The following is a 25,304-nucleotide window of genomic DNA, read 5'->3' as shown; positions in this document are numbered from 1 at the left end:
GGAAGGTCGAATCCGATTGAAACGAGTCATTGTAAGCATTTGCAGTATTCAACGGGATCATCACGGGCAGGAACTGAAATTGGAACTCGTTTCGGCGGGTAAATACTATGAGAAAGACGGAACCCGATATTTCGTTTATAAAGAAAGCGAAATTACCGGCATGGAGGGCGTGACGACGGTAATCAAGGTACAAGCCGACGGAACGCTCGTCTTATTGCGTCTGGGCAAGATCAGAAACCGGCAGGAATATAAAGTCGGCAAGCTGTGCAAGTCTTTGTACGAAACGCCTTTCGGCGCAATGGAAATCAGTATGAAGACCTATGAATGCAAGGTGGAGCTGAACGACGGTATAGGCGAGATTCGTTTGGTCTATGATGTTCTCCTGGGGGAACTGGCGTCTACGTATAATCAGTTGATCTTTACAGTGCGGGAGGACAAGTCGTAATGGAAATGAAAGAAATCGTAAAACGGGGACTGGAAGCGGCCTTGGTTGAAGCCGTCGAGGCGGGTGAATTGCCGGCAGGAAAATATCCGTCCGTTTTGTTGGAAATACCGCCGCAGAAAGAATTCGGCGACTTTGCCACGAACTTGGCCATGCAATCTGCCAGAACGGCTCACAAGCCGCCGCGGCACATTGCCGACGTCATCTTGAAACACTTGGAGGCGCCGTGGCTCTTGAAAGCGGAAGTGGCAGGCGCAGGCTTTATCAATTTCTTCTTAAAGCATAACATTATTTATGATACGTTGGAAAAAATTCTCGCTGCCGGCAGTGCGTACGGTCACGTGCCCGTGAGGCCGGAAGATACGGTGCAGGTCGAATACGTCAGCGCTAATCCGACCGGGCCTCTCCACGTCGGCCACGGCCGCGGCGCCGCCTACGGCAGTGCTCTCGTCAACCTTCTGCGGGCTGCAGGCTATAATGTGGAAGCTGAATATTATATTAACGACGCAGGTAATCAGATGGATAATCTGGCCGTATCCGTCAATGCGCGGTACTTACAGCTCCTCGGCAGAGAAGCGGAGATTCCGGAAAACGGTTATCGCGGACAGGATATTGTCGACACGGCCCGCGCCATTATAGAACAGGACGGCGACTCGTACTTGCAAATGGACGAAGCACGCCGCCTTGAAATCTTTAAAACCAGGGCGTATGAAGAAAAACTGGCAGCGCTGAAGCGGGACTTGGCGAACTTCAATGTCATCTTCGATAAGTGGTTCAGTGAACGAACCCTGCATCCGGAAGCGGTTCGTGAAGCCTGCAACACACTGCGCCGCAACGGTAACATGTACGAGCGGGACGGCGCGCTTTGGTTGAAGTCGACCGCCTACGGTGACGACAAAGACCGCGTTGTCATTCGGGAGAACGGTGTGCCCACCTACTTGGCGGCGGACATTGCCTACCATAAAAACAAGTATGAACGGGGATTTAAAAAGCTCATCAATATTTGGGGGGCCGACCACCACGGCTATGTGGCCCGCGTCAAGGCAGCTATGGCGGCCTTGGGCAAGGACCCGGACAGGCTGGAGATCCTGCTTCTCCAGATGGTCAGCCTCTTCCGCGACGGCGAACTCGTTAAAATGTCGAAGCGGACCGGCGAAGCCGTTACGCTCAATGAGCTCATTGAAGAAGTCGGCACTGATGCTGCGCGTTATTTCTTTATTATGCGTTCTCTTGATACACAGCTTGACTTCGATATCGACTTGGCTACGTCACACAGCAATGAGAATCCCGTCTACTATATTCAGTACGCGCATGCGCGGATTTTCAGTATTTACAGACAGGTTGCCGAAAACGGCGATGCCTTTGACAAGACGTGGCAACATGTCATATGGGAGAAGCTGACGGAAGAACGGGAACTGGAAATAATTAAGAAGATGGCTGCCTATCCCGAAGAAATTCGCAAGGCCGCCGTCGATAGAGCGCCGCATCGCATCGCTCATTTTGCCTATGAATTGGCAAGTCTTTTCCATGCGTTTTACAATAACTGCCATATCATACAGAGAGATAAAGAATTGGAAGAAGCCCGGCTGGCACTCGTTACGGCCGTGCAAATTACGATTGCCGACTGCTTGGCAATCTTGGGAATTTCGGCACCTGAAAAAATGTAAGTGCTGCCGTCTTAAAACCGATTGGAACCGTTTATGTGTAAAGGGGCGCAGGCCCGACAGGGAGGAATTATGGCTAAATATATATTCGTAACAGGCGGCGTTGTATCTTCACTCGGCAAGGGGATTACGGCGGCCGCGTTGGGGCGCCTTTTGAAAAACCGCGGCTATAAGGTGACGATTCAGAAATTTGACCCGTACATCAATATTGATCCCGGTACGATGAGTCCGTATCAGCACGGCGAAGTTTTCGTCACGGACGACGGCACGGAAACGGACTTGGACTTGGGCCATTATGAGCGGTTTATCGATATCAACCTGGGCAAGCATTCCAATGTGACGACCGGGAAAATTTACTGGTCCGTTCTGCAAAAAGAGCGGCACGGTGATTACCTCGGTTCGACCGTACAGGTCATTCCGCACATTACGAACGAGATCAAAAAAGGCGTTCATCGCGTTGGCGATGACGACAACGCCGACATTGTCATTACGGAAATCGGCGGTACAGTCGGTGACATTGAAAGCCTGCCTTTCCTGGAAGCTATCCGCCAGATAAAAAAAGAAGTGGGCCGCAATGACGTCCTCTACATTCACGTTACACTCGTTCCCTATATCGGCGCGGCAGGTGAATTAAAGACGAAACCGACACAGCATAGCGTCAAGGAATTGCGCGGTATCGGCATTCAGCCCGATATTATCGTATGTCGCTCCGAAAAGCCGTTGTCCGAAGAAATGAAGGACAAGCTTGCCCTCTTCTGCGACATCGATAAGGAGGCGGTCATTCAGAACCGCACGCTCGACAGCATTTACGAAGTTCCCTTGCTGCTTGCCGAAGAAGGACTCGATACGATTGTCCTGAAAAAACTTGATTTGCCTGACCGTCCCTGCGATATGGAAGATTGGAAGAAAATGGTCTATGATATTTATCACACGGAACGGGATGTGGAAATCGCCCTCGTAGGCAAATATGTGGCACTCCACGATGCCTATCTCAGCGTTGCCGAAGCGCTCAGTCACGCAGGCACGGCTTATAAGGTGAACGTCAACATTCGCTGGATTGATTCGGAAACCTTGGAAGAGCCGAACGTGTCGCCTGCAGAAGTGTTTAGAGGCGTTGCCGGCATTATCGTTCCCGGCGGCTTCGGCAATCGCGGTATTGAAGGCAAAGTAAAAGCCATTCAATACGCGCGGGAAAACAAGATTCCCTTCCTCGGCCTCTGCCTCGGCATGCAGTGCTCCGTCATGGACTTTGCCCGTCACGTTTGCGGCATGAAGGACGCCACGTCGTCCGAATTCGACGAAACGGCGGCGTACCCCGTCATCGACCTCATGGCCGACCAGGTAAAAGTATCGGAGAAAGGCGGCACCATGCGGCTCGGCCTCTATCCGTGCAAGCTCGTCCCCGGTACAAAGGCCCACGACGTGTACGGCGAAGATTTGATTTACGAACGGCACCGTCACCGCTGGGAATTTAACAACAAGTACCGCAAAGAGTTGACTCATGCGGGTTTGGTCATTTCGGGCACGTCCCCTGACGACAGACTCGTGGAGATTGTGGAAATTGCCGACCATCCCTGGTTCGTCGGCTGCCAGTTTCATCCTGAATTTAAGTCTCGACCGACAAAAGCCCACCCTCTCTTTAAGGGATTTATAAAGGCCGCTTTGGAACGGGAATAAGGATATAACAGTATAAAATATGATAAAAATAAAGACGACTTCTTTCGATACGGTCGTATCGATGAAGCCGTCTTTTTGTTATTCGTGCATAGACCGTATGTATCCGTTTTCTGATGAGAATGAAAAAATGAGGCTAGAACTTGCAGTAATATATGTGGAGTGAAAGAGTGTTCTTTTGTATCACAAAACATACTCTTGCAGTACATTTTAATTCATTATGATAAAAGATATCAAAATAAAAAACTATTGTTGTAAAACGATTAATTCAATTTCTTTTTTCGTTGAATATTGGGAATCATAATGATATAATGTAGACGGTTGAAACGGCGGAAGTGATAGATTTTTTGCGGCTTGGCGGAATTAGTATACATGAAGCGGAATCGTTCTTTTCTCTTTGATATGGCAGGGAAGAACATGTGCACTTACTTAGAAACCGGAGTGAACGACGGTTTTTGAGACAGGATTTTTATACGAAACATGTATATAAGAACGTTCGCTGTGAAACTTTCTGAAGCAAGCCTCATGCATCTTGGTAATAGCGGAGATACATGTGTTGCGCAATTTGTCAGGCCGTTTCGATCGCTGGTTCAGTCTTCATTATTTTTTATTCATACTTAACTTACATTGAGGTGATTTCAGATGATGAAAAGCTTTATCGGTGGGATTCATCCTGACGACGGCAAGGCCTATGCGAAGGATAAGGCCATCGAGACCCCGGCCATTCCGGAACAAGTAATCATCCCTATGAGTCAACATTTCGGCGCACCCTGTACACCGACGGTTAAAGTCGGCGATCATGTAAAAAAGGGGCAGCTGATAGGGACGAGCGACGCGTTTTTACATGCGGACATTCACGCGTCCACTTCCGGCGATGTTGTCAAAGTGGCTCCTATGCCGCATAACATGATGGTTACCTGTATGTCCGTCGTCATCAAGGCGGACGGCCTCGACGAATGGGCCGACGGTTTGCCGGACGAAAAAGATTGGCGCCAAATGGACAAGGCGGAAATTGTGGAACGCATTAAAAAGGGCGGCGTTGTCGGCTGCGGCGGTGCAACCTTCCCGGCACACGTTAAGCTTGCACCGAACAAACCGGTTGACACGTTTATCGTCAATGCGGCCGAATGCGAGCCCTATTTGACCTGTGACTACAGGCTTATGCTTGAACAGAGTGAAAAGCTCGTTACGGGTGTGCAGATCTGTATGAAAGCCTTAGGCGTGACAAAGGGCTATATCGGCATTGAAGATAATAAGCCCGAAGCCGTAAAAGTATTGACCGAGGCCTTCAAGGCTGTTCCGGAAGTATCGGTGGAAGCTTTGCAGACCAAGTACCCTCAAGGCGGCGAAAAAATGCTCATTAAAGCAGTCGTAAACCGCGAAGTGGAACCCGGCGGCTTGCCTATGGACGTTGGCTGCGTCGTCAGCAACGTCGGCACGGTTATCGCCATTACGGATGCCGTTTGTCACGGTATCCCCTTCATCGAACGCGTAACGACGGTTACGGGCGACTGCATTAAGGAACCGAAGAACCTCTCCTTGCGTGTCGGCACGCCTTTCCAATATGCCGTTGATTATTGCGGCGGTTTCGTTAATCAGCCGGACCGCGTTATTGCCGGCGGTCCCATGATGGGCTTGGCTCAGTTCCAGTTGGACGTTCCCGTTGCCAAGGGCGTGTCGGGTATCCTTGCCCTGTCGCCGGAAAAATGCCGGGTCGGTGTGGAAGATCCCTGCATTCGTTGCGGCCGCTGCGTTGATGCCTGCCCCATGGGCCTGATTCCGAGCCAGCTCAGTATTTTCTCGTCCTGCGAAGCTTGGGACAAATGCATGGAATACGGCGTCATGAATTGTATTGAATGCGGCAGCTGCGTATATGTCTGTCCTGCGAAGCGAAATATTGTACAATACATCCGCAACGCCAAGGCGCAGGTCAAGGCGCAGCAACAAGCAGCAAAAGCAAAAGCAGAGGCCAAATAGGCCGGACTTAATGGAAGAAGGGATAAACTATGGAACAGAGCGCACAAGCAGTCATGTTGACTGTGTCCTCATCACCGCATGTCCGTTGTAACGAATCCATCCCCAAGATAATGTGGACTGTCGTAGCCGCTTTGGTGCCGGCTGCCGCTTTCGGTGTATATTACTTCGGCATGAACGCTTTACTTAATATTGTTGTCGCTATCGCTTCAGCCGTGTTTTTTGAATGGGCATGGGAAAAATTCATGCACAAAAAAATCACGATTAATGACGGCAGCGCCGTTATTACAGGTCTTTTATTGGCTATGTGCTGTCCGCCTTCTTTGCCCTGGTGGATGACGATTATCGGCTCCTTTATTGCCATCGTCGTCTGCAAGCAGGCTATGGGCGGTATCGGGTACAACCTTTTTAACCCGGCGCACGTAGGTCGTGCGGGCCTTATGGTATCTTGGCCCGTCGCCATGACGACGTGGACCCAGATGGACGGCGGCGTTATTGACGGCGTTGCCGGTGCCACGCCGCTCAATGTATTGAAACAGAACGGCTATGACGCCTTACTGCAGCTCTTCGGCAACGACCCCATGACAATGTATCAGAACATGTTCCTCGGCTTCCGCAACGGTTCGATGGGCGAAACGTCTACGGTACTCCTCATTCTCGGCGGCCTCGTTCTCATTTATAAAGGGTATGTAAAATGGCAGGCTTCCGTCGCCATGATTGCTACAGTGGGTATTCTCATGTGGATCTTCGGCGGCGCCGTCGGTTCTCATGCGGCAGGGACGTTCTTCTCGGGCGACCCCGTTTTCCATATGATGGCGGGCGGCCTTATTATCGGGGCTTTCTTTATGTCCACCGATATGGTCACGGCTCCTATTACACTTAAGGGCCAAATTATTTTTGCTGTCGGTGCCGGCCTGATTACGGTACTCATTCGACTTCTCGGCGGCTATCCCGAAGGGGTTTGTTATTCCATCCTTCTAATGAACGCCGTAACCCCCTTAATCGACCGCATTGTTAAACCGAGAATCTTCGGTACGGTCAAGGTAAAGGAGGCTAAATAAGATGTCTGAAACTACAGGAAACAACATTGTCAAGATTGCCTTCAATCTCATTCTCACCTGTCTTGTATCGGGGTGCATTATCGGTGCCGTTTATTATGTAACCGGTCCCATTGCCAAGGTCAAGGCGGAGCAAATGAAACAGGAGTCCATGAAAGCTCTTGTGCCGGACGCAGATAAATTTGTCGAAGTACCCGGCGAAAAGGATACATTTTTTGCTCAAAAAGACGGTAAAACTCTTGCTTATGTCATTCCGACGGAACCTAAAGGCTACGGCGGTCCCATCAAATTGTTGACGGCAGTGGCTCTCGACGGCTCCGTCATGGACTATACCATGCTTGAACACAATGAAACGCCGGGCTTGGGTGATAACGCGTCGAAACCCAAATTCCGCGATCAATTTAAAGGCAAGAAATCGGATGACTTGGAAGTTACGAAGGAACACGGTGATACCAAACACATCCAGGCAATGACCGGTGCCACCATTTCTTCCCGTGCAGTTACTCGCGGTGTCAAAGAAGCTGTTGAAAAAGCGGCGCAGTTAGGGGGTAACTAATCATGAGCTTATGGAAAGTATTTAGCAGGGGTATCATTGAAGAAAACCCGTACTTCGTCTTGGCCCTGAGTCTTTGCCCCGGCCTCGCCGTTACGACGAGCGTCATCAACGGGTTGACTATGGGTCTTACTGTTTGGTTCGTTATTACGTGCAACAACGTAGTCGTCTCCATCATTCGTAAGACGATTAACAAGAAAGTCCGCGTACCCGTATACATTACATGTATCGCTACTATCGTTACATGCGTACAGCTCTTCTTGCAGGCATTCGCTCCCGATTTGTATAAAGCTTTGGGTGTATACCTTGACCTGGTCGTCGTGTTTGCCATCATTCTGGCTCGTGCCGAATCGGTAGCTTCCAAGAACGGCGTCGTCGTTTCCTTCCTCGACGGCATGGGCATGGGTGTGGGCTTTACAGTAGCCATGTTCCTCATCTCCGTTGTCCGTGAAGTTTTGGGCAACGGCAGCATCTTCGGTATTCCCGTCTTCGGCGACTGGTATCAGCCGGCGTTGATCATGGCGTTGCCGCCCGGGGCATTCATGCTCATCGGCTTCATCATGGCAGGTTTCAAGGTATGGAACCAGAAACGTGAAAAGGCTCGTCTCTTGAAAGAACTGGAAGGGAGTGAAGCATAATGGGTGAATATTTTACGCTTTTTATCGGTGCCGTACTGATTAATAACTTTGTATTGACCAAGTTCCTCGGTCTTTGTATCTTCTTCGGCGTTTCCAAAAACCTGAACGCCTCTATCGGTATGGGCTTTGCCGTAACCTCCGTTATTACCTTGAGTACCATGCTCGCCTGGCTCGTGTACAACTTCGTTCTTGTGCCGCTTGATTTGACCTTTTTGCGGACGATCACTTTCGTTGTGCTCATTGCGAGTTTCGTACAACTTTTGGAAATTATCATTAAAAAAGAATCGCCTACGTTGTATAATATGTGGGGGATCTACCTCATGCTCATTGCGACGAACTGTATCGTTTTGTCCGTCCCCGTACTGAGCGTAACGAACAACTACAACTTCATTGAAAATATTGTTTTTTCCGTCGGCTCCGGTATCGGCTTCGCACTGGCTCTGATCCTCATGGCCAGTGCCCGTGAAAAACTCGACTATGCTGACGTTCCTGCAGCTATGAAGGGAACACCCATTGCCTTCGTGGTAGCCGGCATGCTTTCCTTGGCGTTCCTCGGATTTTCCGGCATGTTATAAGATAGGGGTGATATATTATGAGTGAAACCTTATTTATTTCCATGATGGCTATTGCCGTTATGGTTTGCGTCGGCGTCGTTTTCGGCTTTGTCCTTGCCGTCGCCGATAAAAAATTCGCTATGGAAGAGAACCCTCTCATCGAGGAAGTAAAAGAAGCGTTGCCGCAAGGGCAGTGCGGTGCCTGCGGATATGCGGGCTGCGCAAAGTACGCCGAAGCGGTTGTCAACGACCCGGACGTACCGCCCAATCTCTGTGTTCCCGGTAAGGCCGAAGTCGCTGCCGAGGTTGCCAAGTTGACAGGTAAGGTCGCTGAAGCGGCGGAAGCAAAATTTGCTCACGTCCGTTGCCGCGGCGGCATCGGTATTGCCAAGCTGTCGTACGAATATAAAGGTGTTCACGACTGCGCTGCGGCAAAACAGATTCAGCAGGGACCCAAGTCCTGTAAATTCGGCTGTCTCGGTTTCGGCAACTGTGTGCGTAACTGCCCCTTCGGCGCTATGACCATGGGTACCAACGGATTACCTCAGGTTGACAAGCTGCTCTGTACGGGTTGCGGCAAGTGTGCCAGCGTTTGCCCGAACCATGTTATCGAGCTCTTGCCGGTGAGTGCGAAAGTCAGCGTAAGCTGCAGCTCAAAAGAAGCCGGTGCCGTTGCCAAGAAATCCTGTTCCGCCGCATGTATCGGCTGCGGACTCTGCGTGCGCAATTGTACTCATGAAGGCGGTGTGCAGGTCGTGGAACATTTAGCCCGGGTAAATCCGGAAATCTGCCGTCAATGCGAAGAGCCGACATGTGTTTCCAAGTGCCCGACGAAGGCTATTGCCGCCTATGTAAAAGCGGCTAAAAGTGAACAAAAGATAGGATAAAAACATGGGTAACAGATGTGCGAAATTTTTCGTTGCCGTCTTCATCCCCATTCTTGCAGCAGTCTGCTCCGGATGTAGTTTACATTCGGAGCAGTCTTATGATAAGAACGGTGTCGCCATGGATACGGCGGTATACCTGAAAGCGACGGGGGAGGAATCAAAGGAAGCTGTAGAAGAAGGCTTCGCAAGAATCCGGGAACTCGACAAACTGGCAAGTTCCCGGCGATCGGACAGCGATATTAGCAGGATTCATGCTGCAGCCGGAAAAGATTATGTGCAAGTTGACCCGGCAATATATGAAATGGTCGAATTTGCCAAAAATTACTCTGAAAAATCACAAGGTGCCTGGGATATCACGACCGGCGTCCTTACGGATCTGTGGGGCATCGGTACGGACAAACAGCATATTCCGACAGAGGCGGAAGTGGCTGCTGCCGAGAGCCTTGTCAACTATAAAGATATTTTATTGCGTCCTGAAGATCACGGCATCATGCTGGCCAAGGCAGGCATGAGTTTGGATCTCGGCGGTATTGCCAAGGGTTTTGCCGTTGATGAAGTGCGCAGGATTTACGAAAAGCACCATATTAAAGACGGCTTAATCAACCTCGGCGCCAGCTCTATGTTCGCCTTCGGCAAGAATCAAAAGGGCGGCGATTGGCGCATCGGCATAAAACATCCCCGGTCCGATGCAAAGGACGTATATTTGGGAGTCGTTTCCGTCAGTGATGAAAACATCTCCACGTCCGGCGACTACGAGCGCTTTTTCGTTCAAGACGGTGTTCGCTACCACCATATTTTTGACCCGAAGACGGGATATCCTGCGCGCAGCGGCGTCATGAGTGATTCCGTCCTCGTCGCTGCCGATGTGGAACACGGCGGTATGCTCAGCGATATGTTGACGACAATTCTCTTCGTCTTAGGTCCCGAAAAGGGCATGGCTTTTCTTAACGGCCTTGACGGCGTGGAGGGAGAAATTACGTCAACAGACGGAACTGTATATGTCAGTGACGGGTTTAGGAGTCATCTTTCCGATGTGAACGGCGATTTTCACTATAGTGAATAAGTCCGGTAGAAGAGAAAATATAAAGAATATATGAATTTCGCATTTCATATTTACTTTTTTGCCATAATATAAGATAATGACAACAGAATAACGAAATTTTTCGCAAAGGGCGGTAGAAACATGGATCATATTGACGAGCATATTTTGGAAATACTGAAACGCAACGGTAAGGTGTCCGCAACGGAAGTCAGCAAGGTAGTAGGCTTGTCCATTCCGGCAGTTGCCGAACGTATCCGCAAGATGGAGCACAACGGCATTGTTGAAGGCTACGGTGTCAAGCTCAGCCGACGCAAGACGGGCTATAACGTAACGGCTTTCATCATGGTAACGGTCGAACGGGCTTCGACGGATGACGAATTTCGCAGACGCATTGTCACCTTTAAGGAAGTACTCGAATGCCATCATATTGTAGGTGCTTTCGACTATATTTTGAAGGTACTCGTCAAGACGCCGGACGACTTGGAGGATTTCATTATGAAAGAACTCAATGAAATCCCTGCAGTCACGTCGACACAAACTTTCCTCTGTTTATCGACACTGAAAGAGGAGTGGAACGTGTAATGCAAAAAAAAACGGGAAAGGCTCTTGCCCTTTCCCGTTTTTTTGTATATCCGAAAACCACGCGATAGTCGCGTGGTTCAAAAGAGCTTAAGCGATGAGGAAAACAAAAAAGCTCCTCATGTGATAGGATAAAGGCGTGACCTGCCAGTTACGCAAAACTATGACATGAGGAGGACATTAAGATGACAAAGCAATCTAATGTTGGAACTAGTCTAGCACATACAAAATGGAATTGTAAATACCATATCGTATTTGCGCCAAAGTATAGGAGGAAAGTATTCTATGCAGAAAAAAGAGGAGCTATCCGGGATATACTTAGACAATTATGCCAATGGAAAGGCGTAGACATTGTAGAAGGAGAAGTGTGCCCGGACCACATCCACCTACTGGTTAGTATTCCACCGAAATTGAGTATATCAAGTTTCATGGGATATCTAAAAGGAAAAAGCAGTTTGATGATCTTCCAACGGTTCGGGAATATGAAATTTGCGTATCGGAATAGGCAATTCTGGTGCAAAGGATATTATGTGGATACGGTAGGGAAAAATACAAAAGCGATAAAAGAATATATAGAGAATCAGTTGAAAGCAGATAAAGAGAGCGATCAATTAAGTTTATTTGACCCGCAAGACCCGTTTACGGGTAGCAAGTAACCCCGTGCGTGGCTGGCAGGCCAATAAAAAGCGCACTTGTGCGCTGCCTTTAACGTTAGGGCTATGCCCGAAACAGAAAAACCACCCGCTATGCGGGTGGATGGTTATTGTAAGTGGTGTCCCAAGCGCGGAAACGTGTGCATTTGCGGCAGTAACCGATTCGTATTGTATTTGAGGTGGTAATGATGGAAAGCTATGTGTCCCTGTTAAGCAAGACGCCTTTATTTACGGGCATTGCTGAAAGAGAGGTAGAACCCTTTTTGCAGCATATGGGTGCGCGGAGACGGCATTTTGGAAAGGGCGGCTTCGTTTTTTATGCCGGTGATGATATCAATACAATCGGCATTGTCCTCTCCGGGCAGGTTCATATTGTGCAGGAAGATTATTGGGGCAACCGCAATATTCTCACGGCTATGCAGGCCGGCCAGTTCTTCGGCGAAGCCTTTGCGACCCTGCCTGAAGAAAAGGCTATTGTCGACGTCATCGCCGTCGAGGACACGGATATCCTTTTCATTCACGTAGCCTCCGTCATTAAAGCTACGGATGAATTCAGTCTGCCCGGGCGCAAGCTGGTGCACAATCTTCTCTGTCTTCTGGCGCAAAAAAACCTTCTCCTCACTAAGAAAATCCGCTATATATCCCAGCGTTCGACACGGCATAAACTGATGGCTTATTTGTCCGATGAGGCACGGCAGCACGGCAAGGCAACATTTACCATCGAATTTAATCGCCAACAGCTGGCGGACTACCTCTCCGTCGACAGGAGCGCCATGTCGGCCGAATTGAGCCGCATGCAAAAAGACGGCCTCATATCCTACCACAAGGATACATTCACGCTTTTTCAGTAAAAACAAAACCTCTCCCGTACAAGTGCACAGGAGAGGTTTGTTGCATTTCTTAATGAAGATGGGGCAGGATATGACCCATTTTATTTTTCTTTGTTTCCAAGTAAAATTTGTCGAATTGCTGCGGTACCATTTCAATGGGAACCCGTTCCGTAATTTCTACACCGAAGCCTTCAAGACCGTAAATCTTTTCGGGATTGTTCGTGAGCAGGCGGAGTTCCCGGGCACCCAGGTCCTGGAGGATTTGCGCGCCAATCCAGTATTCACGCAAATCCGGGGCGAAGCCGAGCTTTTCGTTCGCTTCTACCGTGTCGTAGCCCCGATCTTGGAGCGCATAGGCCTTGAGCTTGTTGATCAGGCCGATACCGCGCCCTTCCTGACGCATGTAGAGAAGGATACCGCGCCCTTCCTTGTCGATTTGTGATAGGGCGGCGGCGAGCTGTTCACCGCAGTCGCAGCGGCATGAGCCGAAGACGTCGCCTGTAAGGCATTCCGAGTGAACCCGGCAGAGGAGGCGCTTGCCGTCGCCGATATTCCCCTTGACGAGTGCCACGTGGTGTTCGCCCGTCAAGTCGTTGACGTAGCCGAAAATTTTGAAGTCACCGTAGTGCGTAGGCATGTTCGCTTCGGCCTCGCGAATGACATGGCGGTCATGACGGCGGCAGTAGTTCTGGAGATCTCGAATGGTGATGAACTTGATATGGTGCTTTTTGGCAAATTCACGCAGGCCCGACGTACGCAGCATCGTGCCGTCGCCGGCCATGATTTCGCAGCAAAGGCCTGCCTGTTCCAACCCGGCCAGGCGCATGAGATCGACCGTCGCTTCCGTATGGCCGTTCCGCGTGAGAACGCCGCCTTTTTTGGCGATAAGCGGGAACATGTGGCCCGGACGGCGGAAGTCTTCGGGACGGGCATTTTCGTCCGTGAGCTTGCGTGCCGTAAAGGCCCGTTCGACTGCGGAAATGCCCGTCGTCGTATCGACGTGGTCGATAGTGACCGTAAAAGCCGTTTCATGGTTGTCCGTATTTTGTGTGACCATAGGCGTAAGATTCAGCTTGCGCGCATATTCCCGGCTGACGGGCATACAGATAAGCCCTTTACCGTAAGTCGCCATGAAGTTCATGTTTTCGGTTGTGCAGAACTGAGCGGCACAAATGAAGTCACCTTCGTTTTCCCGTTCCGGATCGTCCGTCGCAATAATGAGACGACCGGCGCGCAGGTCTTCAAGTGCTTCTTCTATGGTGTTGCATTGCTGTTTTTTCTCTATCATAATATGGCCTCCTGAATATTAAAAGCCCTGATGTCCGTAAGGATATCAGGGCGTATTGGTGTAATGGGAACATAATAGGTAACCGTATCTTCTCTCATCCAGACTATACTGTCGGTTTCGGAATCGCACCGAATCTACGCAACGCGTTCGCGGACTGTAACCGCCGATCGGGAATTTCACCCTGCCCTGAAGATATATAAATATAATTGTCTTTCGTCCTTATTATACTGATGTGACCTGTGAAATGCAAGAGCATATCAGTCGTCCAACGTAAATATTTTTCCCGGATTTAAAACGTTGTTCGGGTCGAGAGCTTTCTTGACGGCACGCATCATGGACAGCTCCACCGGATCGGCAAAGCGTTCCATAAGGTGGCGCCGTTTATAGCCGATGCCGTGTTCACCCGAAAGGCGGCCGCCTGCGCAATAGACGTACGTGAAGAGTTCCGCCTGATTGCGGTCGGTTCGGTCCTTCCATTCGTCGTAGTCGTCGTCCCGCAGCTTTAAGATGTTGAGATGAATATTGCCGTCTCCCGCATGAGCCGCAATACGGGTCGTGAGGTTATACTTTTCGGCCTGCGTCAGAATGAAGTGGAGCGTATCCAATTCTCTGTCCACAGGGACGACAATGTCTTCCGTCGCGACAATGCGGCTTTCGGAACGAATGGATTCACTGTACGACTTGCGCACCTTCCAAATGCGTTCCGAGTCGGCCACGAGGACGTTGACGGCCCCGCCGGCCGTGCAGAGTTCGTCAAGGCGGACCGTCTTGTCGTCGAGCTCGTCTTCGCTGTCCGCTTCGAGCTCAATGATCAGGGGATTGCCGCTTTCACTGTCGGGGACGGTCGTCTGCAGAAATTTTTCGATGGACCGGAGGGTGATGGTGTCGATGAATTCGATGCACGTCGGCTTAATGCCGCTTTTCAGAATTTGCTGAACTGTATTCAAGGCATCGTCGGCTCTCTTGAAAACGGCCAGAATGTCCAGCATATAAGGTGCTTTCGGCAGGAGCCTGACCGTGGCCGCCGTAATGATGCCCAAGGTTCCTTCCGAACCGATGACGAGCTGATCCAGGCAATAACCGGTAGACTGCTTCTTCAGGCGGCTGCCCAGGCGGACAATTTCGCCGAGCGGGTTGACAATCGTAATCTCCTGCACTTGATGGCGCGTCGTGCCGTACTTTACGGCCCTGTTGCCGCCCGCATTGGTGGCGATGTTGCCGCCTATGCAGCACGAGTCGCTGCTGCACGGATCACCGGCATAAAAGAGGTCCTCTTTTTCTGCGGCTGCTTGTAAATCCGACGTGCGCACGCCCGCTTCGACGACGGCGTAGAGGGCATCGCCGTTTATTTCTAAAATGCGGTTCATCTTTTCCAAGGACACGACGAGGCCGCCGTAAATGGGGACGGCTCCGCAGGCCAGCCCTGTGCCGGCACCGCGCGGAATAACGGGAAAGCGGCGCTCATTGGCAAGCTTTACGATGGCCGCCACCTGTTCGGTCGATTCCGGCAGGGCCAGCGCTTCCGGCATATGATGGTAGGCCGGATTGGCCACTTCATCGTGCGAATACGGTTGGAGCCTGTCTGCGTCGGTAATAAGGTTCTTTTCGCCTACAATCGCTTTCAGTGCGGCCAAGATGTCCGTTGATAAGGGTGTATATTTCATGGTTTTATGTGTGCCTCCTCAAAAGCTTGATGTCCTTTATTATACTATATCGGAAAGGCGGACGTCTCCGCTTTTTCCGCTTTTCGGGCCGAAGATATTGCATAAATATGGAAATATGGCTCTGCTGCGCATAAAGATGCCCTTTATCTTGCAGAAAAATAATGCTATACTGCAAGAGAATGGTTTATGTAGCGAAGGAGAGTCAAATGGCGGCAGAACGACGAACCCGACCGGACCGTATGCGTGTAGCAAGGCGAAGACGAGCCCCCAAAAAGCAAACGTCCTTATATAAAAAATTTATCATCCTTATTCTCGTTATAGGTGGAGCATTTCTCTTGAACCGGTTCTATGTGCTCTGGGAAATTCGCGGCGATATGAAGAATACGGTCAGGCAGGAAGAGGAGCTGAGCGAGGAAAACGGCAGACTCCTCAATGAAAAGGAGAAACTCGTCGATCCGGATGAGCTCAGGCAGCGGGCTCGTAAACAGTTCGGACTGGTCAAACAGGGAGAAATTCCGTATAAGCAGTAAGGCCGCATTTTTATTTACTTTTCTCGTACTGTATGTATAGCGTATATTCTAAAATAATAATTGAATTTTTCACCTGCGACAGGTATAATGGCTGTAAACGTTCAGTACTATAAGGAGGAATCAGTACACAGCATGGCAATTGAAACGGGAAACGTGCTGGAAGGCATCGTTACGGGAATTACGAAATTCGGCGCTTTTGTCGAATTACCGGAGAAGAAGGTCGGTCTTGTACATATTTCGGAAGTGGCAAATGAGTACGTAAAAGATGTACATGATTTTTTGAAGGTAGGCGAGAAAGTGTCGGTCAAAGTATTGTCCGTTGACGATACAGGTAAAGTCGGCTTATCTATTAAACAGTCGCAGGAAAATGAGGGTAAAAAAGAGTTGCGGCGCCGGACGAGTATGCCTGCGTCTTTTGAAGACCAATTGAGCCGGTTCCTGAAGGATAGTGAAGCTCGGTTGAGCGACTTGAAACGGAATACGGAATCCAAACGGGGCGGACGCGGCGCGCGCCGGGCCAACTAGGTTGTTTAACAGTGACGGGCAACGGGAGTATTCCTGAGGGAATGCTCTTTTTGTTTTTTTTTTCGTCGCAACAGGGGGTCTATACGAGCTATGACAGATACAGAATATGCCGTCGTCGATGTCGGTTCCAATTCGCTGCGCCTCATGCAGGGACTTTTTAGAGACGGCGCGTGGCGGTTTTATCCGAAGCGAATGGCGACGACGCGGCTCGCTAAAGGTCTGGCCGAGACGGGACGCCTTTGGCCCGACGGCATTGCCAATTCCTTGGCGGTTATGGAAGAGTGGAATCGCGAGCTCCAGGGCATTCCCGTTTGCGCCGTTGCTACTTCGGCCGTGCGGGAAGCAAAGGACGGTCAGGCTTTTTTGGCGGAAGTGCGCTGGCGGTTCGGCTGGCAGTGCCGTGTCGTATCCGGTGCCGAAGAAGGGGCCCTCAGCTTTTGCGGCGCCACGTCGTCCGTTAAGGACGACAGGCTTGTCGCCGTCCTCGACATCGGCGGCGGCAGTACGGAAACGACCCTCGGCAAGAACGGTCATGTCACGTGGTCGCACAGCTATCCCTTAGGCGCCGTACGCCTTACCGGGTCGGAAACAATCGGTCCGGAAGATATTAATGTCATGCGGCAACGCTGTGACCGTGCCTGGCTGCGGCAACCGGCAAAACCGGAGATACTCATCGGTGTCGGCGGTACGCTGACGTCCTTGGCGGCAATCGACGCGGCCATGGAAGTGTACGATCCGCAGCGCGTTGAAGGCTATGTGCTGCAAAAGGACGACGTGAGTCGTCATCTGCGCCGCCTCGTCGCCATGAGCGATGACGACAGGCGCCGCGTGCCGGGCCTTATGCCGCAGCGGCGCACTATTATTCTCGCCGGTCTCGTCATTGCCGAGTCGTATATGGAGCACTACGGTATAAATGAAATTACGGTGAGCGAACAGGATTTATTGGAAGGTGTCTTCTATAAGCAGGCCTTTTACGACGCCTGCCGGATTTATCAGCCTTAGGAGGAAAAATGGAGACAGCGGAAAAAGTGGCGTCTTTTTGTGAGCGCAACGACTTGCTGCAGGCCGGGCAGACGTTGATCATCGCCTGTTCCGGCGGCCCCGACTCCATGACTCTCCTTCATCTCATGGCGACGCTGCGGCAGCGATGGAACCTGACGCTCGTTGCGGCCTATGTGCATCATGGCCTGCGGGCGGCTGCAGATAAAGAGCTTGTTTTTGTGGAAGCGCAGGCGAAGAAATTCGGTGCCCGTTTTTGCAGCACGCGTGTCGACGTGGCCGCCTTGGCTAAGGAACGGGGAGTTTCCACGGAGGCGGCCGGACGGGTTGCCCGGTACGCTTTTTTTGCGGACTGCCTGCAGCGGTTTGGCGCGGCCGCCGTCGCCGTCGGCCATCATGCGGACGATCAGGCGGAAACGGTTCTTCTCCATCTCTTGCGCGGCGGCGGTACGAGCGGCGCGGCCGGTATGCAGCCGAAGAACGGCAGTGTCATACGGCCCCTGTTATGCCTTACACGTGATGAAATTCGGGCTTACATAAGAGACCGGGGCCTGCCCTATTGTATAGACGAAAGTAACGAAGATCGCCGATACACGCGCAACCGTATTCGCCTGGACCTCTTGCCGCTCCTCAAGGCCTACAATCCGTCCGTTGCGGCAGGACTGAACCGGTTTGCCGAAATAAGCCGGGCTGAAGACGATTACCTGGCAGGTGAAACGGAAGACCTCTTTGCCCGCCTCGTCCGCCGTGAGAACGGTGAATATTACGTGCGTCGTGAGGCCTTGCAGCGTCTTCATCCGGCATTGGGACGGCGCCTCATTCGCCGTCTTGGTGCCGCCGTCAAAGGGGACGGCGAGGACATAAGCTTTGATTTCGTCGAACGTGTCAGAGACCTTTTGGCAAAGGAAAACGGCAAGGAAATTCGTCTCAAGAAGCTGACCGTCAGCGTGGCGAATGATGAAATCCGCTTTGCCGGCCCTGTGAAGCGGGAGAAAAAAAGGGCCGTCCCGACGGCGGCAGAGGTAGTCGTGCAGGGGACGGGCGAATATGCTCTGGGCTCTTTGCACCTGTGTGTAAGACCGGTGCCTGAAGGAAACTATGAACTGCAGAAAAATGAGTTTTTCCTCGCGCCCGAATATGTGAATAAGCTGCTTAGCCTGCGGTATCGCCGGGGCGGTGAGAGAATTTATTTAAAAAACGGTCATCATAAATCATTAAAAAAATACTTTAACGAAAAAAAAGTACCTGCAGCGCACAGAGGTGAGATACCTCTTTTGTGTGACGGCAACGCGGTTCTCTTCGTCTTTGGCCGGAGTGCCGACATAAATCTTGCCGGCTGCTCGGCAGGCGCGGCGGTTTGTACTTTTCGGGAGGGACATACGAATGCATAAAGATTTGGAAAAGGTATTGCTCACAAAAGAGGAAATTGCCGCGCGCGTGCACGAGATGGGACAGCGGATTACGGCCGATTATGCAGGCAAAAGTATCCTGCTCTGCTGCATCTTAAAGGGTGCTGTCACCTTTTTTGCCGACTTGGCGCGGGAAATCGACGTGCCCGTCGAATTTGATTTCATGGTGTGTTCCAGCTATGGAGACTCCACCGATTCGAGCGGCTTTGTAAAGATACGCAAAGATTTGGATGCGGATATTGCCGGCAAAGATGTTCTCATCATCGAAGATATTATTGACACGGGTACGACCTTGAGCCGGTTGAAACCGATTTTGGCAGACCGTGACGCCGCGTCCGTTAAAATTGCGACTATGCTCAATAAGCCGTCGCGCCGCCGGGCCAAGGTGACCGTCGACTACAACGGCTTTGAAATTCCCGACGCCTTTGTCGTCGGCTACGGCCTGGATTATGCCGGAAAGTACCGTAACCTGCCGTGCATCGGTATTTTGAAAGAGTCCGTTTACAAGGGCTGATTGTTGTTCCGACGACGGAAGTATGATAATATAGGAATGTCCACGGTTTTTATATAGAAAAGGAAAGGAGTCCTATTTTGAGTAAATTTGTACGAAATGTCGGCTTGTATTTATTGCTCATTGTCGTGGCCGCGACGATTATCGACGCGTTCATCAGCAATCGTACGGACAAGTCCGAAATTACATATACGAATTTCCTGGCACAAGTACAGCAGAAAAAGGTTGATTCCGTGCAAATCACGGCGGATCATGCCATTACGGGACAGCTGAAGGACGGCTCGTCTTTTACGACATACGCGCCGACGGACGCGGCCCTCTTGCCGGCCCTGCGCGAAGCGGAAGTCAATGTTGTCGCCAAGCCGCCTGAACAGCCGTCGTGGTGGATGAGCCTGATTACGGCCGTACTGCCGATTCTCATCCTCGTGGCCGTGTGGTTCTTCATTATGCAGCAGACACAGGGCGGCGGCAGCCGGGTCATGAACTTCGGCAAGAGCCACGCCAAGATGCACGGTGAAGGAAAGGTGAAAGTATCCTTCAAGGACGTGGCCGGTGCAGATGAAGCAAAAGAAGAATTATCGGAAATCGTAGAATTTCTGCGTAATCCCGGAAAATATAACGCCATCGGCGCAAAGATTCCCAAGGGCGTTCTCCTCTTCGGGCCTCCCGGCACGGGTAAAACACTGCTTGCCAGAGCCGTAGCGGGTGAAGCGGGTGTACCTTTCTTCAGCATCAGCGGCTCGGACTTTGTAGAAATGTTTGTCGGTGTCGGCGCTTCCCGCGTGCGTGACCTCTTCATGCAGGCAAAGAAAAATGCACCCTGTATTATCTTTATTGACGAAATAGACGCGGTAGGGCGTCAGCGCGGTGCCGGCTTGGGCGGCGGTCATGACGAACGGGAGCAGACGCTTAACCAGCTCCTCGTCGAAATGGACGGCTTCGGTGCCAACGAAGGCATCATCACCATTGCGGCGACGAACAGGCCGGATATTCTCGACCCGGCCCTCCTGCGGCCCGGACGGTTTGACCGGCAGATTACTGTAGACCGGCCCGACCTGCGCGGCCGCGTCGCTATCTTGGGCGTCCATGCCAAGGGAAAGCCCTTGGGCAAGGATGTCGACTTAAAGACCATTGCCAAGAAGACGCCCGGCTTTACAGGCGCCGACTTGAGTAACCTTTTGAATGAAGCGGCCCTCCTCGCGGCCCGGGGCGATAAGAAAATCATCGGCATGAATGAATTGGAAGAAGCGAGCGAAAAAGTCGCCTTCGGTCCGGAACGGCGCAGCCATGTCATCAGCGACAAGGAAAAGCGCCTGACGGCAGTGCACGAATCGGGCCATGCCCTCGTTGCTTACTTATTGCCCGAAGCGGATCCGGTTCACAAGGTCACGATCATTCCGCGCGGCCGTGCCGGCGGTTACACCATGATGCTGCCTGAAGAAGACAGATCGTACGAAACGCAGTCCTATTATTTGGCGCAAATTCGCGTCGCCTTGGGCGGCCGTGCGGCGGAACAGATCGTCTTCAACGAAATCAGCAGCGGCGCGTCGGGCGACTTGCAGAGCGTTACGCATATTGTGCGGCAAATGATTATGCGCCTCGGCATGAGCTCCAAACTGGGCCCCATGGTCTTCGGCGAACAGCAGGACCAGGTCTTCCTCGGCAAGAGCCTCGGCCACGAACGGAACTACGGTGAAGGCGTGGCGGAACTGATCGACTCGGAAATGCACGATATCGTTACCAAGGCCTATGACGACGTTATCAAAATGCTCGAAGAACACCGCGATGCCCTGAATCACATGGCCGACGCCCTGATGGAAGTGGAAACGATCAACCGTCAGCAAGTGGATAATATTATGCGCTACGGCTCCTTGGAAAATCCGGAAGAAACAAAAGCGGAACCTGAAGAAGCGCCGAATACGGATAAACTCGGTGAAACCGCGGCAGAACCGGAAACGGAAGCGCCGGCGAAAAACGTCAGCCCTTGGGGTAATGACCTGTCAAACAGCATGAATAAAGAAGAAAAAACAAAAGAATAACCTATATGAGTCGCAAGGCTTAGGAAATAGAAAGGCGAATATAGCCATTATGGTTGTATTTTCCTTTTCTTTGCACGTTATTAATTTGTGGGGGCTCTATCTTGCCGCGAGATTCTGACTCTGGCTTTTCTAATTTATGTTACAATCGGCTTAAATAACACTAACCCGATATGATAGTGTGAACGTTATATTTAATTAAGAAAAAATATAATATTATTGTTTATTTTAGACATATAGGCATATAAATGGAGGTTGTCATGACGATCGAAGATGTTAGAACGATAATTTCATTAGCATTAGATGAACTATATGAAAAGGATCAGTATTTAATTTTAAATAATGGAAATGAAGAAAATCATCTATCTGAGCGGAGTATTGTATCCAAGTATAGCATATATATAAATGAAATTGTTAAGAAAGAACTTCCGTCATTCAATGTGGATACAGAATACAATCGTAATATAAATGATAAAAAAGAAACGCGCTCTAGATCTAACGGAAGCTGTACTGATTTGATCGTACATAAGAGAGGTCGTAAGGATCAGAACCTTATAGTAATGGAATTTAAGCCATGGTGGAATTCGAAACAAGAAGATGATAAGAAGAAGATTGAAGATTATTGCGATGAGGATGAATATAAATACAAATATGGCGTATTGATTTTATTGGGAAAAACAAGAAATGATGCAGATATAAAGATATATCATGAAGGACAGTGGGAGTCTATGAAGAAAAGTCTGTAAATGCGGTCTTCTATAACAAGAAATAACGGACTGTTTTCTTTGTGCCGTCAGCCTGTCAGGATACATAATAATAAGACCGCCCCTGACCTTACCCCAGTTAAAGAAGGAGCTAAATTCTTTATAGAAAAATCTATAAATAAAGGCTATGTAGACTATGCAGGAGACGACTTGGATGGACTATTACCACCTACATCAAGAAGAGGCGGTGCAAGAGAAAAGAAAAAAGAATCCGTACTTGAAAAAATCAGACGAATAGTCGAAGTATTTGTCGGAATTTAATAAAATAAATAGATAGATCGCTCTTACAATAAAGAAGGACTTCCTGTTGATTTATTGATAAAATCGGCATACAGGGAGTCCTTCTTATTTTTATCTGTAAAATTGTACCTTCAGGCAGTATGTATGATATGATTGTATTCATCAAAAAGAGGGGAGGGCGGCATGCAGATACAGCTTTCGGATCATTTCACCATGGGCAGGCTGCTGCGGTTTACGTTACCGACGATTGCCATGATGGTCTTTACATCCGTTTATATTGTGGTCGACGGGTTTTTTGTTTCCAACTTTACGGGCAAGACGTCTTTTGCCGCCGTCAATCTCGTCATGCCCTTTCTCCTCCTTTTATCGACGGTAGGATTCATGTTCGGCACGGGCGGCAGCGCTCTCGTCGCGAAGACCTTGGGCGAAGGGGATCGGGAGAAGGCGAACCGCTTATTTTCCTTATGTGTTCTTACGGCCGTTGCCGTCGGCATTTTATTTGCTCTTCTGGGCAATGTACTCATTCGACCTTTTGTCGTCTTCTTGGGCGCAGACGGCGGACTTCTTGAGAATGCCGTCTTATACGGGCGCATCGTCCTGGCTTCCTTGCCGTTTTTTGTATCACAGCTCCTCTTTACGGTCTTTTTCGTTACTGCCGAAAAACCTAAACTCGGTCTGGCCGTTACGATTCTCGCCGGCATGACGAATATCGTTCTCGATGCCGTCCTGGTGCTGTCCCTGCCGCAGGAGTACAAGCTCATGGGGGCGGCAGCGGCGACGGCTGTCTCCGAGATTCTCGGCGGTACGGTTCCTCTCGTCTACTTTGCGCGTAAAAACAGCAGTTTATTGCGTCTCGGCAGGACGTCTTTCGACGGAGAGGCTCTGCGGCGGGCCTGCATAAACGGCTCATCCGAGTTTATGAGCAACGTGTCCGTCAACATCGTCGGCATGCTCTACAATATACAGCTTCTCAAATATGCCGGGGAGAACGGCGTCGCCGCTTACGGTGTCATGCTGTATGTGAGCATGATATTCTCCGGCATCTGTATGGGCTATTCTATCGGCGTCGCGCCGGTCATCAGCTTCCACGACGGCGCTAAGAATTACTGTGAACTGAAGGGACTGCTGCGAAAAAGCCTCTTTTTAATTTGCTGCTCCGGCCTGACCATGATGACGGCCGCACAAGTGTTTGCCCGCACGCTTGCATACGTTTTTGTCGCCTATGACGATGTCCTCATGGAGCTCACCGTCTCGGGTTTTCGCGTATATGCCGTTTCTTTCCTCTTCATGGATTTTGCCGTATTCGGTTCGGGCTTCTTTACGGCTTTGAATGACGGCCTTACGTCGGCCCTCATTTCTTTTATGCGTACCATGTGGTATTTCAAGTCTCTTGCGTTCTCATTCTGCCGGCTTTCTTCGGCCTGACCGGCATTTGGTCGTCCGATGTCGTGGCCGAATGTATGGCTGCTCTCATGACCTTGAGTTTTATGGTGGCGAAGCGGAAAAAGTATCATTATTAGATGATGAAGCGTATAATGAAAAAAATAAGGTGAAGGACATGGAAATCACAAATGGTGAACCTTATCTTGATCAGGTGAGAGACTTAATCATAGAATATACGACTTGGGTCGGCCGGGATTTGGCTTTTCAGCATCTCGGCGAAGAGCTTGCAGACGTTGCCGGCAAGTATACGCCGCCGCAGGGAGAACTGCTGGTGGCCGTCGAGGAAAGTATCGTTTACGGTCTTGTCGCATATCATAGGCACTCGGAAACCCGCTGCGAAATGAAGCGGCTCTATGTAAGTCCCCGAAAAAGAGGGAATAATCTGGGGGAAAAGTTGATCATGGAGCTGCTCGCCCGGGCTGAGAAAGCAGGCTATACGGAAATGGTCCTTGACACGCTTAAGCCGTTCCGGGCGGCGATCCGTCTCTATAAAAAATTCGGTTTTACCGAATGTGAGCCGTATTATGATAATCCGCTGGAGGATGTTATTTATATGAGGAAAGAACTGACAGAATGAATGGAATTGACATAATGTCAGGGGAACGATATCATATATGTGAGCGGTGTATGATACTTTATACACTGCAAGCAAAAGCTCATTTAGAAAGGAAGCGCAGAAATTGCCTAAAGGATCACCGGAATTAACGCAGGCGCGGCGCGACGAAATCATTAATGCCTGTGCTCATTTATATGAAACCATGTGTTTTTGCGATGTAACGATAAAAGAAATTGCCAAGTTTACGTCCTTTACACGGCCGTCCATTTATAACTACTTTCATACGAAGGAGGAGATTTTTTTAGCCCTCCTGCAGCGGGAATATGATGGCTGGGCCGACGAGCTCCGTGAGCTGGCGCGGACAAAGCGGGCCTTGAGCCGTGCCGGTTTTGCCCGTATATTGGCGCGGTCCCTGGAAAAACGGCCGCGCATGTTAAAACTCTTGTCCATGAATCATTATGAAATGGAAGCGAACAGCAGTCCTGAAAGACTGGCGGAATTTAAGGCCGCTTACGGCCGGACGATGATGGCTGTCAATACCTGCTTGGAAATATATTTCCCGGCTATGACCGAAGCGGAGCGGGACGGATTTATTTTCGCATTCTTTCCGTTCTTGTTCGGTATTTATCCGTACACGACGGTGACGGATAAACAAAAGGTTGCCATGGAGCGTGCAGGCATGCATTTTCATTTCATGACGCCTTATGAAATGACTTATAACACCGTAATGCGCCTCCTCGGTACGGATGAAAAGAAGGATAAGAGACGGTAAGTTGTTTTCTGTAAGGGAG

At 50.4% G+C, this 25,304-nt stretch carries 26 protein-coding genes and 1 riboswitch; of the genes, 24 read left to right on the top strand and 2 right to left on the bottom strand.

Features of this window, described 5'->3' with window-relative positions:
• Positions 1-16: 16 nt before the first annotated feature.
• The 13 genes from BQ2674_RS05300 (at position 17) to BQ2674_RS05240 (ending at position 12,569) form a co-directional block, all read left to right on the top strand.
• On the top strand, positions 17-445 hold the full coding sequence (locus BQ2674_RS05300; RefSeq protein WP_083222307.1) for a DUF1934 domain-containing protein: 429 nt from the start codon (positions 17-19) through the stop codon (positions 443-445).
• Positions 445-2,109, top strand: coding sequence for an arginine--tRNA ligase (argS, locus tag BQ2674_RS05295; protein WP_075572784.1), 1,665 nt, complete (start codon positions 445-447; stop codon positions 2,107-2,109). The genes BQ2674_RS05300 and argS overlap by 1 nt, the downstream gene beginning before the upstream one ends.
• A 69-nt stretch (positions 2,110-2,178) precedes the next feature.
• A complete protein-coding gene (locus tag BQ2674_RS05290) occupies positions 2,179-3,783 on the top strand; it encodes a CTP synthase (RefSeq protein WP_075572783.1) in 1,605 nt (534 codons plus the stop codon).
• Positions 3,784-4,422: 639 nt separating this feature from the next.
• A complete protein-coding gene (rsxC, locus tag BQ2674_RS05285; protein ID WP_075572782.1) occupies positions 4,423-5,757 on the top strand; it encodes an electron transport complex subunit RsxC in 1,335 nt (444 codons plus the stop codon).
• Between the two features lie 29 nt (positions 5,758-5,786).
• A complete protein-coding gene (locus BQ2674_RS05280; protein ID WP_075572781.1) occupies positions 5,787-6,815 on the top strand; it encodes an RnfABCDGE type electron transport complex subunit D in 1,029 nt (342 codons plus the stop codon).
• A 1-nt stretch (position 6,816) separates the two neighbouring features.
• Positions 6,817-7,368, top strand: a complete 552-nt coding sequence (locus tag BQ2674_RS05275; protein ID WP_075572780.1) for an RnfABCDGE type electron transport complex subunit G — start codon at positions 6,817-6,819, stop codon at positions 7,366-7,368.
• A 2-nt stretch (positions 7,369-7,370) separates the two neighbouring features.
• Positions 7,371-8,003 (top strand): electron transport complex subunit RsxE, encoded by a 633-nt coding sequence (rsxE, locus tag BQ2674_RS05270; RefSeq protein WP_075572779.1) that lies wholly within the window; start codon positions 7,371-7,373, stop codon positions 8,001-8,003.
• Positions 8,003-8,578 (top strand): electron transport complex protein RnfA, encoded by a 576-nt coding sequence (locus BQ2674_RS05265; protein WP_075572778.1) that lies wholly within the window; start codon positions 8,003-8,005, stop codon positions 8,576-8,578. Before rsxE ends, BQ2674_RS05265 begins: the two co-directional genes overlap by 1 nt.
• A 17-nt stretch (positions 8,579-8,595) precedes the next feature.
• Positions 8,596-9,444 (top strand): RnfABCDGE type electron transport complex subunit B, encoded by an 849-nt coding sequence (gene rnfB, locus BQ2674_RS05260; protein ID WP_075572777.1) that lies wholly within the window; start codon positions 8,596-8,598, stop codon positions 9,442-9,444.
• A gap of 4 nt (positions 9,445-9,448) precedes the next feature.
• Positions 9,449-10,507, top strand: a complete 1,059-nt coding sequence (locus BQ2674_RS05255) for an FAD:protein FMN transferase (protein WP_075572776.1) — start codon at positions 9,449-9,451, stop codon at positions 10,505-10,507.
• A 120-nt stretch (positions 10,508-10,627) separates the two neighbouring features.
• A complete protein-coding gene (locus BQ2674_RS05250; protein WP_075572775.1) occupies positions 10,628-11,068 on the top strand; it encodes an Lrp/AsnC family transcriptional regulator in 441 nt (146 codons plus the stop codon).
• A 182-nt stretch (positions 11,069-11,250) separates the two neighbouring features.
• Positions 11,251-11,721, top strand: a complete 471-nt coding sequence (tnpA, locus tag BQ2674_RS05245; RefSeq protein ID WP_075572373.1) for an IS200/IS605 family transposase — start codon at positions 11,251-11,253, stop codon at positions 11,719-11,721.
• 182 nt (positions 11,722-11,903) lie between these two features.
• Entirely contained in the window at positions 11,904-12,569 is a 666-nt protein-coding gene (locus BQ2674_RS05240) for a Crp/Fnr family transcriptional regulator (RefSeq protein WP_235828821.1), read from the top strand.
• Positions 12,570-12,618: 49 nt separating this feature from the next.
• On the opposite strand, the gene BQ2674_RS05235 is transcribed toward BQ2674_RS05240, so the two are convergent.
• Complete coding sequence (locus tag BQ2674_RS05235; protein WP_075572773.1) at positions 12,619-13,836, bottom strand: bifunctional 3,4-dihydroxy-2-butanone-4-phosphate synthase/GTP cyclohydrolase II; 1,218 nt, start codon at positions 13,834-13,836, stop codon at positions 12,619-12,621.
• Positions 13,837-13,918: 82 nt separating this feature from the next.
• Positions 13,919-14,034: riboswitch (FMN riboswitch) on the bottom strand.
• A 59-nt stretch (positions 14,035-14,093) separates the two neighbouring features.
• The gene (locus BQ2674_RS05230; protein ID WP_075572772.1) at positions 14,094-15,500 is read right to left on the bottom strand and encodes an FAD-binding oxidoreductase; all 1,407 of its coding nucleotides are present in this window, start codon (positions 15,498-15,500) and stop codon (positions 14,094-14,096) included.
• A 161-nt stretch (positions 15,501-15,661) separates the two neighbouring features.
• Here BQ2674_RS05230 and BQ2674_RS08585 point away from each other — a divergent pair, with 161 nt between their 5' ends.
• From BQ2674_RS08585 to BQ2674_RS05175, 11 genes are all read left to right on the top strand, one after another.
• The gene (locus BQ2674_RS08585) at positions 15,662-16,030 is read left to right on the top strand and encodes an FtsB family cell division protein (RefSeq protein ID WP_316244727.1); all 369 of its coding nucleotides are present in this window, start codon (positions 15,662-15,664) and stop codon (positions 16,028-16,030) included.
• Positions 16,031-16,162: 132 nt separating this feature from the next.
• Positions 16,163-16,555, top strand: a complete 393-nt coding sequence (locus BQ2674_RS05220; protein WP_075572770.1) for a S1 domain-containing RNA-binding protein — start codon at positions 16,163-16,165, stop codon at positions 16,553-16,555.
• Positions 16,556-16,645: 90 nt separating this feature from the next.
• Complete coding sequence (locus tag BQ2674_RS05215) at positions 16,646-17,557, top strand: Ppx/GppA phosphatase family protein (protein WP_075572769.1); 912 nt, start codon at positions 16,646-16,648, stop codon at positions 17,555-17,557.
• 8 nt (positions 17,558-17,565) lie between these two features.
• Entirely contained in the window at positions 17,566-18,945 is a 1,380-nt protein-coding gene (gene tilS / locus BQ2674_RS05210; protein ID WP_075572768.1) for a tRNA lysidine(34) synthetase TilS, read from the top strand.
• Positions 18,938-19,477, top strand: a complete 540-nt coding sequence (hpt, locus tag BQ2674_RS05205) for a hypoxanthine phosphoribosyltransferase (RefSeq protein WP_075572767.1) — start codon at positions 18,938-18,940, stop codon at positions 19,475-19,477. Before tilS ends, hpt begins: the two co-directional genes overlap by 8 nt.
• A gap of 77 nt (positions 19,478-19,554) precedes the next feature.
• A complete protein-coding gene (ftsH, locus tag BQ2674_RS05200; RefSeq protein WP_187364807.1) occupies positions 19,555-21,513 on the top strand; it encodes an ATP-dependent zinc metalloprotease FtsH in 1,959 nt (652 codons plus the stop codon).
• A 257-nt stretch (positions 21,514-21,770) separates the two neighbouring features.
• A complete protein-coding gene (locus BQ2674_RS05195) occupies positions 21,771-22,256 on the top strand; it encodes a hypothetical protein (protein ID WP_075572765.1) in 486 nt (161 codons plus the stop codon).
• Complete coding sequence (locus BQ2674_RS05190; protein ID WP_205407613.1) at positions 22,257-22,535, top strand: hypothetical protein; 279 nt, start codon at positions 22,257-22,259, stop codon at positions 22,533-22,535.
• Between the two features lie 162 nt (positions 22,536-22,697).
• Positions 22,698-23,939 carry an MATE family efflux transporter gene (locus tag BQ2674_RS05185; protein WP_205407612.1) on the top strand — a complete coding sequence of 414 codons (1,242 nt, stop codon included), beginning with the start codon at positions 22,698-22,700 and terminating at the stop codon, positions 23,937-23,939.
• 133 nt (positions 23,940-24,072) lie between these two features.
• Complete coding sequence (locus tag BQ2674_RS05180; RefSeq protein WP_075572764.1) at positions 24,073-24,534, top strand: GNAT family N-acetyltransferase; 462 nt, start codon at positions 24,073-24,075, stop codon at positions 24,532-24,534.
• Positions 24,535-24,637: 103 nt separating this feature from the next.
• Positions 24,638-25,285 (top strand): TetR family transcriptional regulator, encoded by a 648-nt coding sequence (locus BQ2674_RS05175; protein ID WP_075572763.1) that lies wholly within the window; start codon positions 24,638-24,640, stop codon positions 25,283-25,285.
• The last annotated feature ends 19 nt before the right edge of the window (positions 25,286-25,304 follow it).

Source organism: Megasphaera coli, from assembly GCF_900095855.1.
GTDB classification, from domain to species: Bacteria; Bacillota; Negativicutes; order Veillonellales; family Megasphaeraceae; genus Megasphaera; species Megasphaera massiliensis_A.
Note: the sequence above shows the minus strand (reverse complement) of the source record. Positions and strands in the feature narration are given on the sequence as shown.

Excerpts from the sequence above, each read along its gene's own strand:
- argS (WP_075572784.1), top strand. The coding sequence starts at position 445 with ATGGAAATGAAAGAAATCGTAAAACGGGGACTGGAAGCGGCCTTGGTT.
- BQ2674_RS05290 (WP_075572783.1), top strand. The coding sequence starts at position 2,179 with ATGGCTAAATATATATTCGTAACAGGCGGCGTTGTATCTTCACTCGGC.
- rsxC (WP_075572782.1), top strand. The coding sequence starts at position 4,423 with ATGATGAAAAGCTTTATCGGTGGGATTCATCCTGACGACGGCAAGGCC.
- BQ2674_RS05280 (WP_075572781.1), top strand. The coding sequence starts at position 5,787 with ATGGAACAGAGCGCACAAGCAGTCATGTTGACTGTGTCCTCATCACCG.
- BQ2674_RS05275 (WP_075572780.1), top strand. The coding sequence starts at position 6,817 with ATGTCTGAAACTACAGGAAACAACATTGTCAAGATTGCCTTCAATCTC.
- rsxE (WP_075572779.1), top strand. The coding sequence starts at position 7,371 with ATGAGCTTATGGAAAGTATTTAGCAGGGGTATCATTGAAGAAAACCCG.
- BQ2674_RS05265 (WP_075572778.1), top strand. The coding sequence starts at position 8,003 with ATGGGTGAATATTTTACGCTTTTTATCGGTGCCGTACTGATTAATAAC.
- rnfB (WP_075572777.1), top strand. The coding sequence starts at position 8,596 with ATGAGTGAAACCTTATTTATTTCCATGATGGCTATTGCCGTTATGGTT.
- BQ2674_RS05255 (WP_075572776.1), top strand. The coding sequence starts at position 9,449 with ATGGGTAACAGATGTGCGAAATTTTTCGTTGCCGTCTTCATCCCCATT.
- BQ2674_RS05250 (WP_075572775.1), top strand. The coding sequence starts at position 10,628 with ATGGATCATATTGACGAGCATATTTTGGAAATACTGAAACGCAACGGT.
- tnpA (WP_075572373.1), top strand. The coding sequence starts at position 11,251 with ATGACAAAGCAATCTAATGTTGGAACTAGTCTAGCACATACAAAATGG.
- BQ2674_RS05240 (WP_235828821.1), top strand. The coding sequence starts at position 11,904 with ATGATGGAAAGCTATGTGTCCCTGTTAAGCAAGACGCCTTTATTTACG.
- BQ2674_RS05235 (WP_075572773.1), bottom strand. The coding sequence starts at position 13,836 with ATGATAGAGAAAAAACAGCAATGCAACACCATAGAAGAAGCACTTGAA.
- BQ2674_RS05230 (WP_075572772.1), bottom strand. The coding sequence starts at position 15,500 with ATGAAATATACACCCTTATCAACGGACATCTTGGCCGCACTGAAAGCG.
- BQ2674_RS08585 (WP_316244727.1), top strand. The coding sequence starts at position 15,662 with ATGCTATACTGCAAGAGAATGGTTTATGTAGCGAAGGAGAGTCAAATG.
- BQ2674_RS05220 (WP_075572770.1), top strand. The coding sequence starts at position 16,163 with ATGGCAATTGAAACGGGAAACGTGCTGGAAGGCATCGTTACGGGAATT.
- BQ2674_RS05215 (WP_075572769.1), top strand. The coding sequence starts at position 16,646 with ATGACAGATACAGAATATGCCGTCGTCGATGTCGGTTCCAATTCGCTG.
- tilS (WP_075572768.1), top strand. The coding sequence starts at position 17,566 with ATGGAGACAGCGGAAAAAGTGGCGTCTTTTTGTGAGCGCAACGACTTG.
- hpt (WP_075572767.1), top strand. The coding sequence starts at position 18,938 with ATGCATAAAGATTTGGAAAAGGTATTGCTCACAAAAGAGGAAATTGCC.
- BQ2674_RS05195 (WP_075572765.1), top strand. The coding sequence starts at position 21,771 with ATGACGATCGAAGATGTTAGAACGATAATTTCATTAGCATTAGATGAA.
- BQ2674_RS05190 (WP_205407613.1), top strand. The coding sequence starts at position 22,257 with ATGCGGTCTTCTATAACAAGAAATAACGGACTGTTTTCTTTGTGCCGT.
- BQ2674_RS05185 (WP_205407612.1), top strand. The coding sequence starts at position 22,698 with ATGCAGATACAGCTTTCGGATCATTTCACCATGGGCAGGCTGCTGCGG.
- BQ2674_RS05180 (WP_075572764.1), top strand. The coding sequence starts at position 24,073 with ATGGAAATCACAAATGGTGAACCTTATCTTGATCAGGTGAGAGACTTA.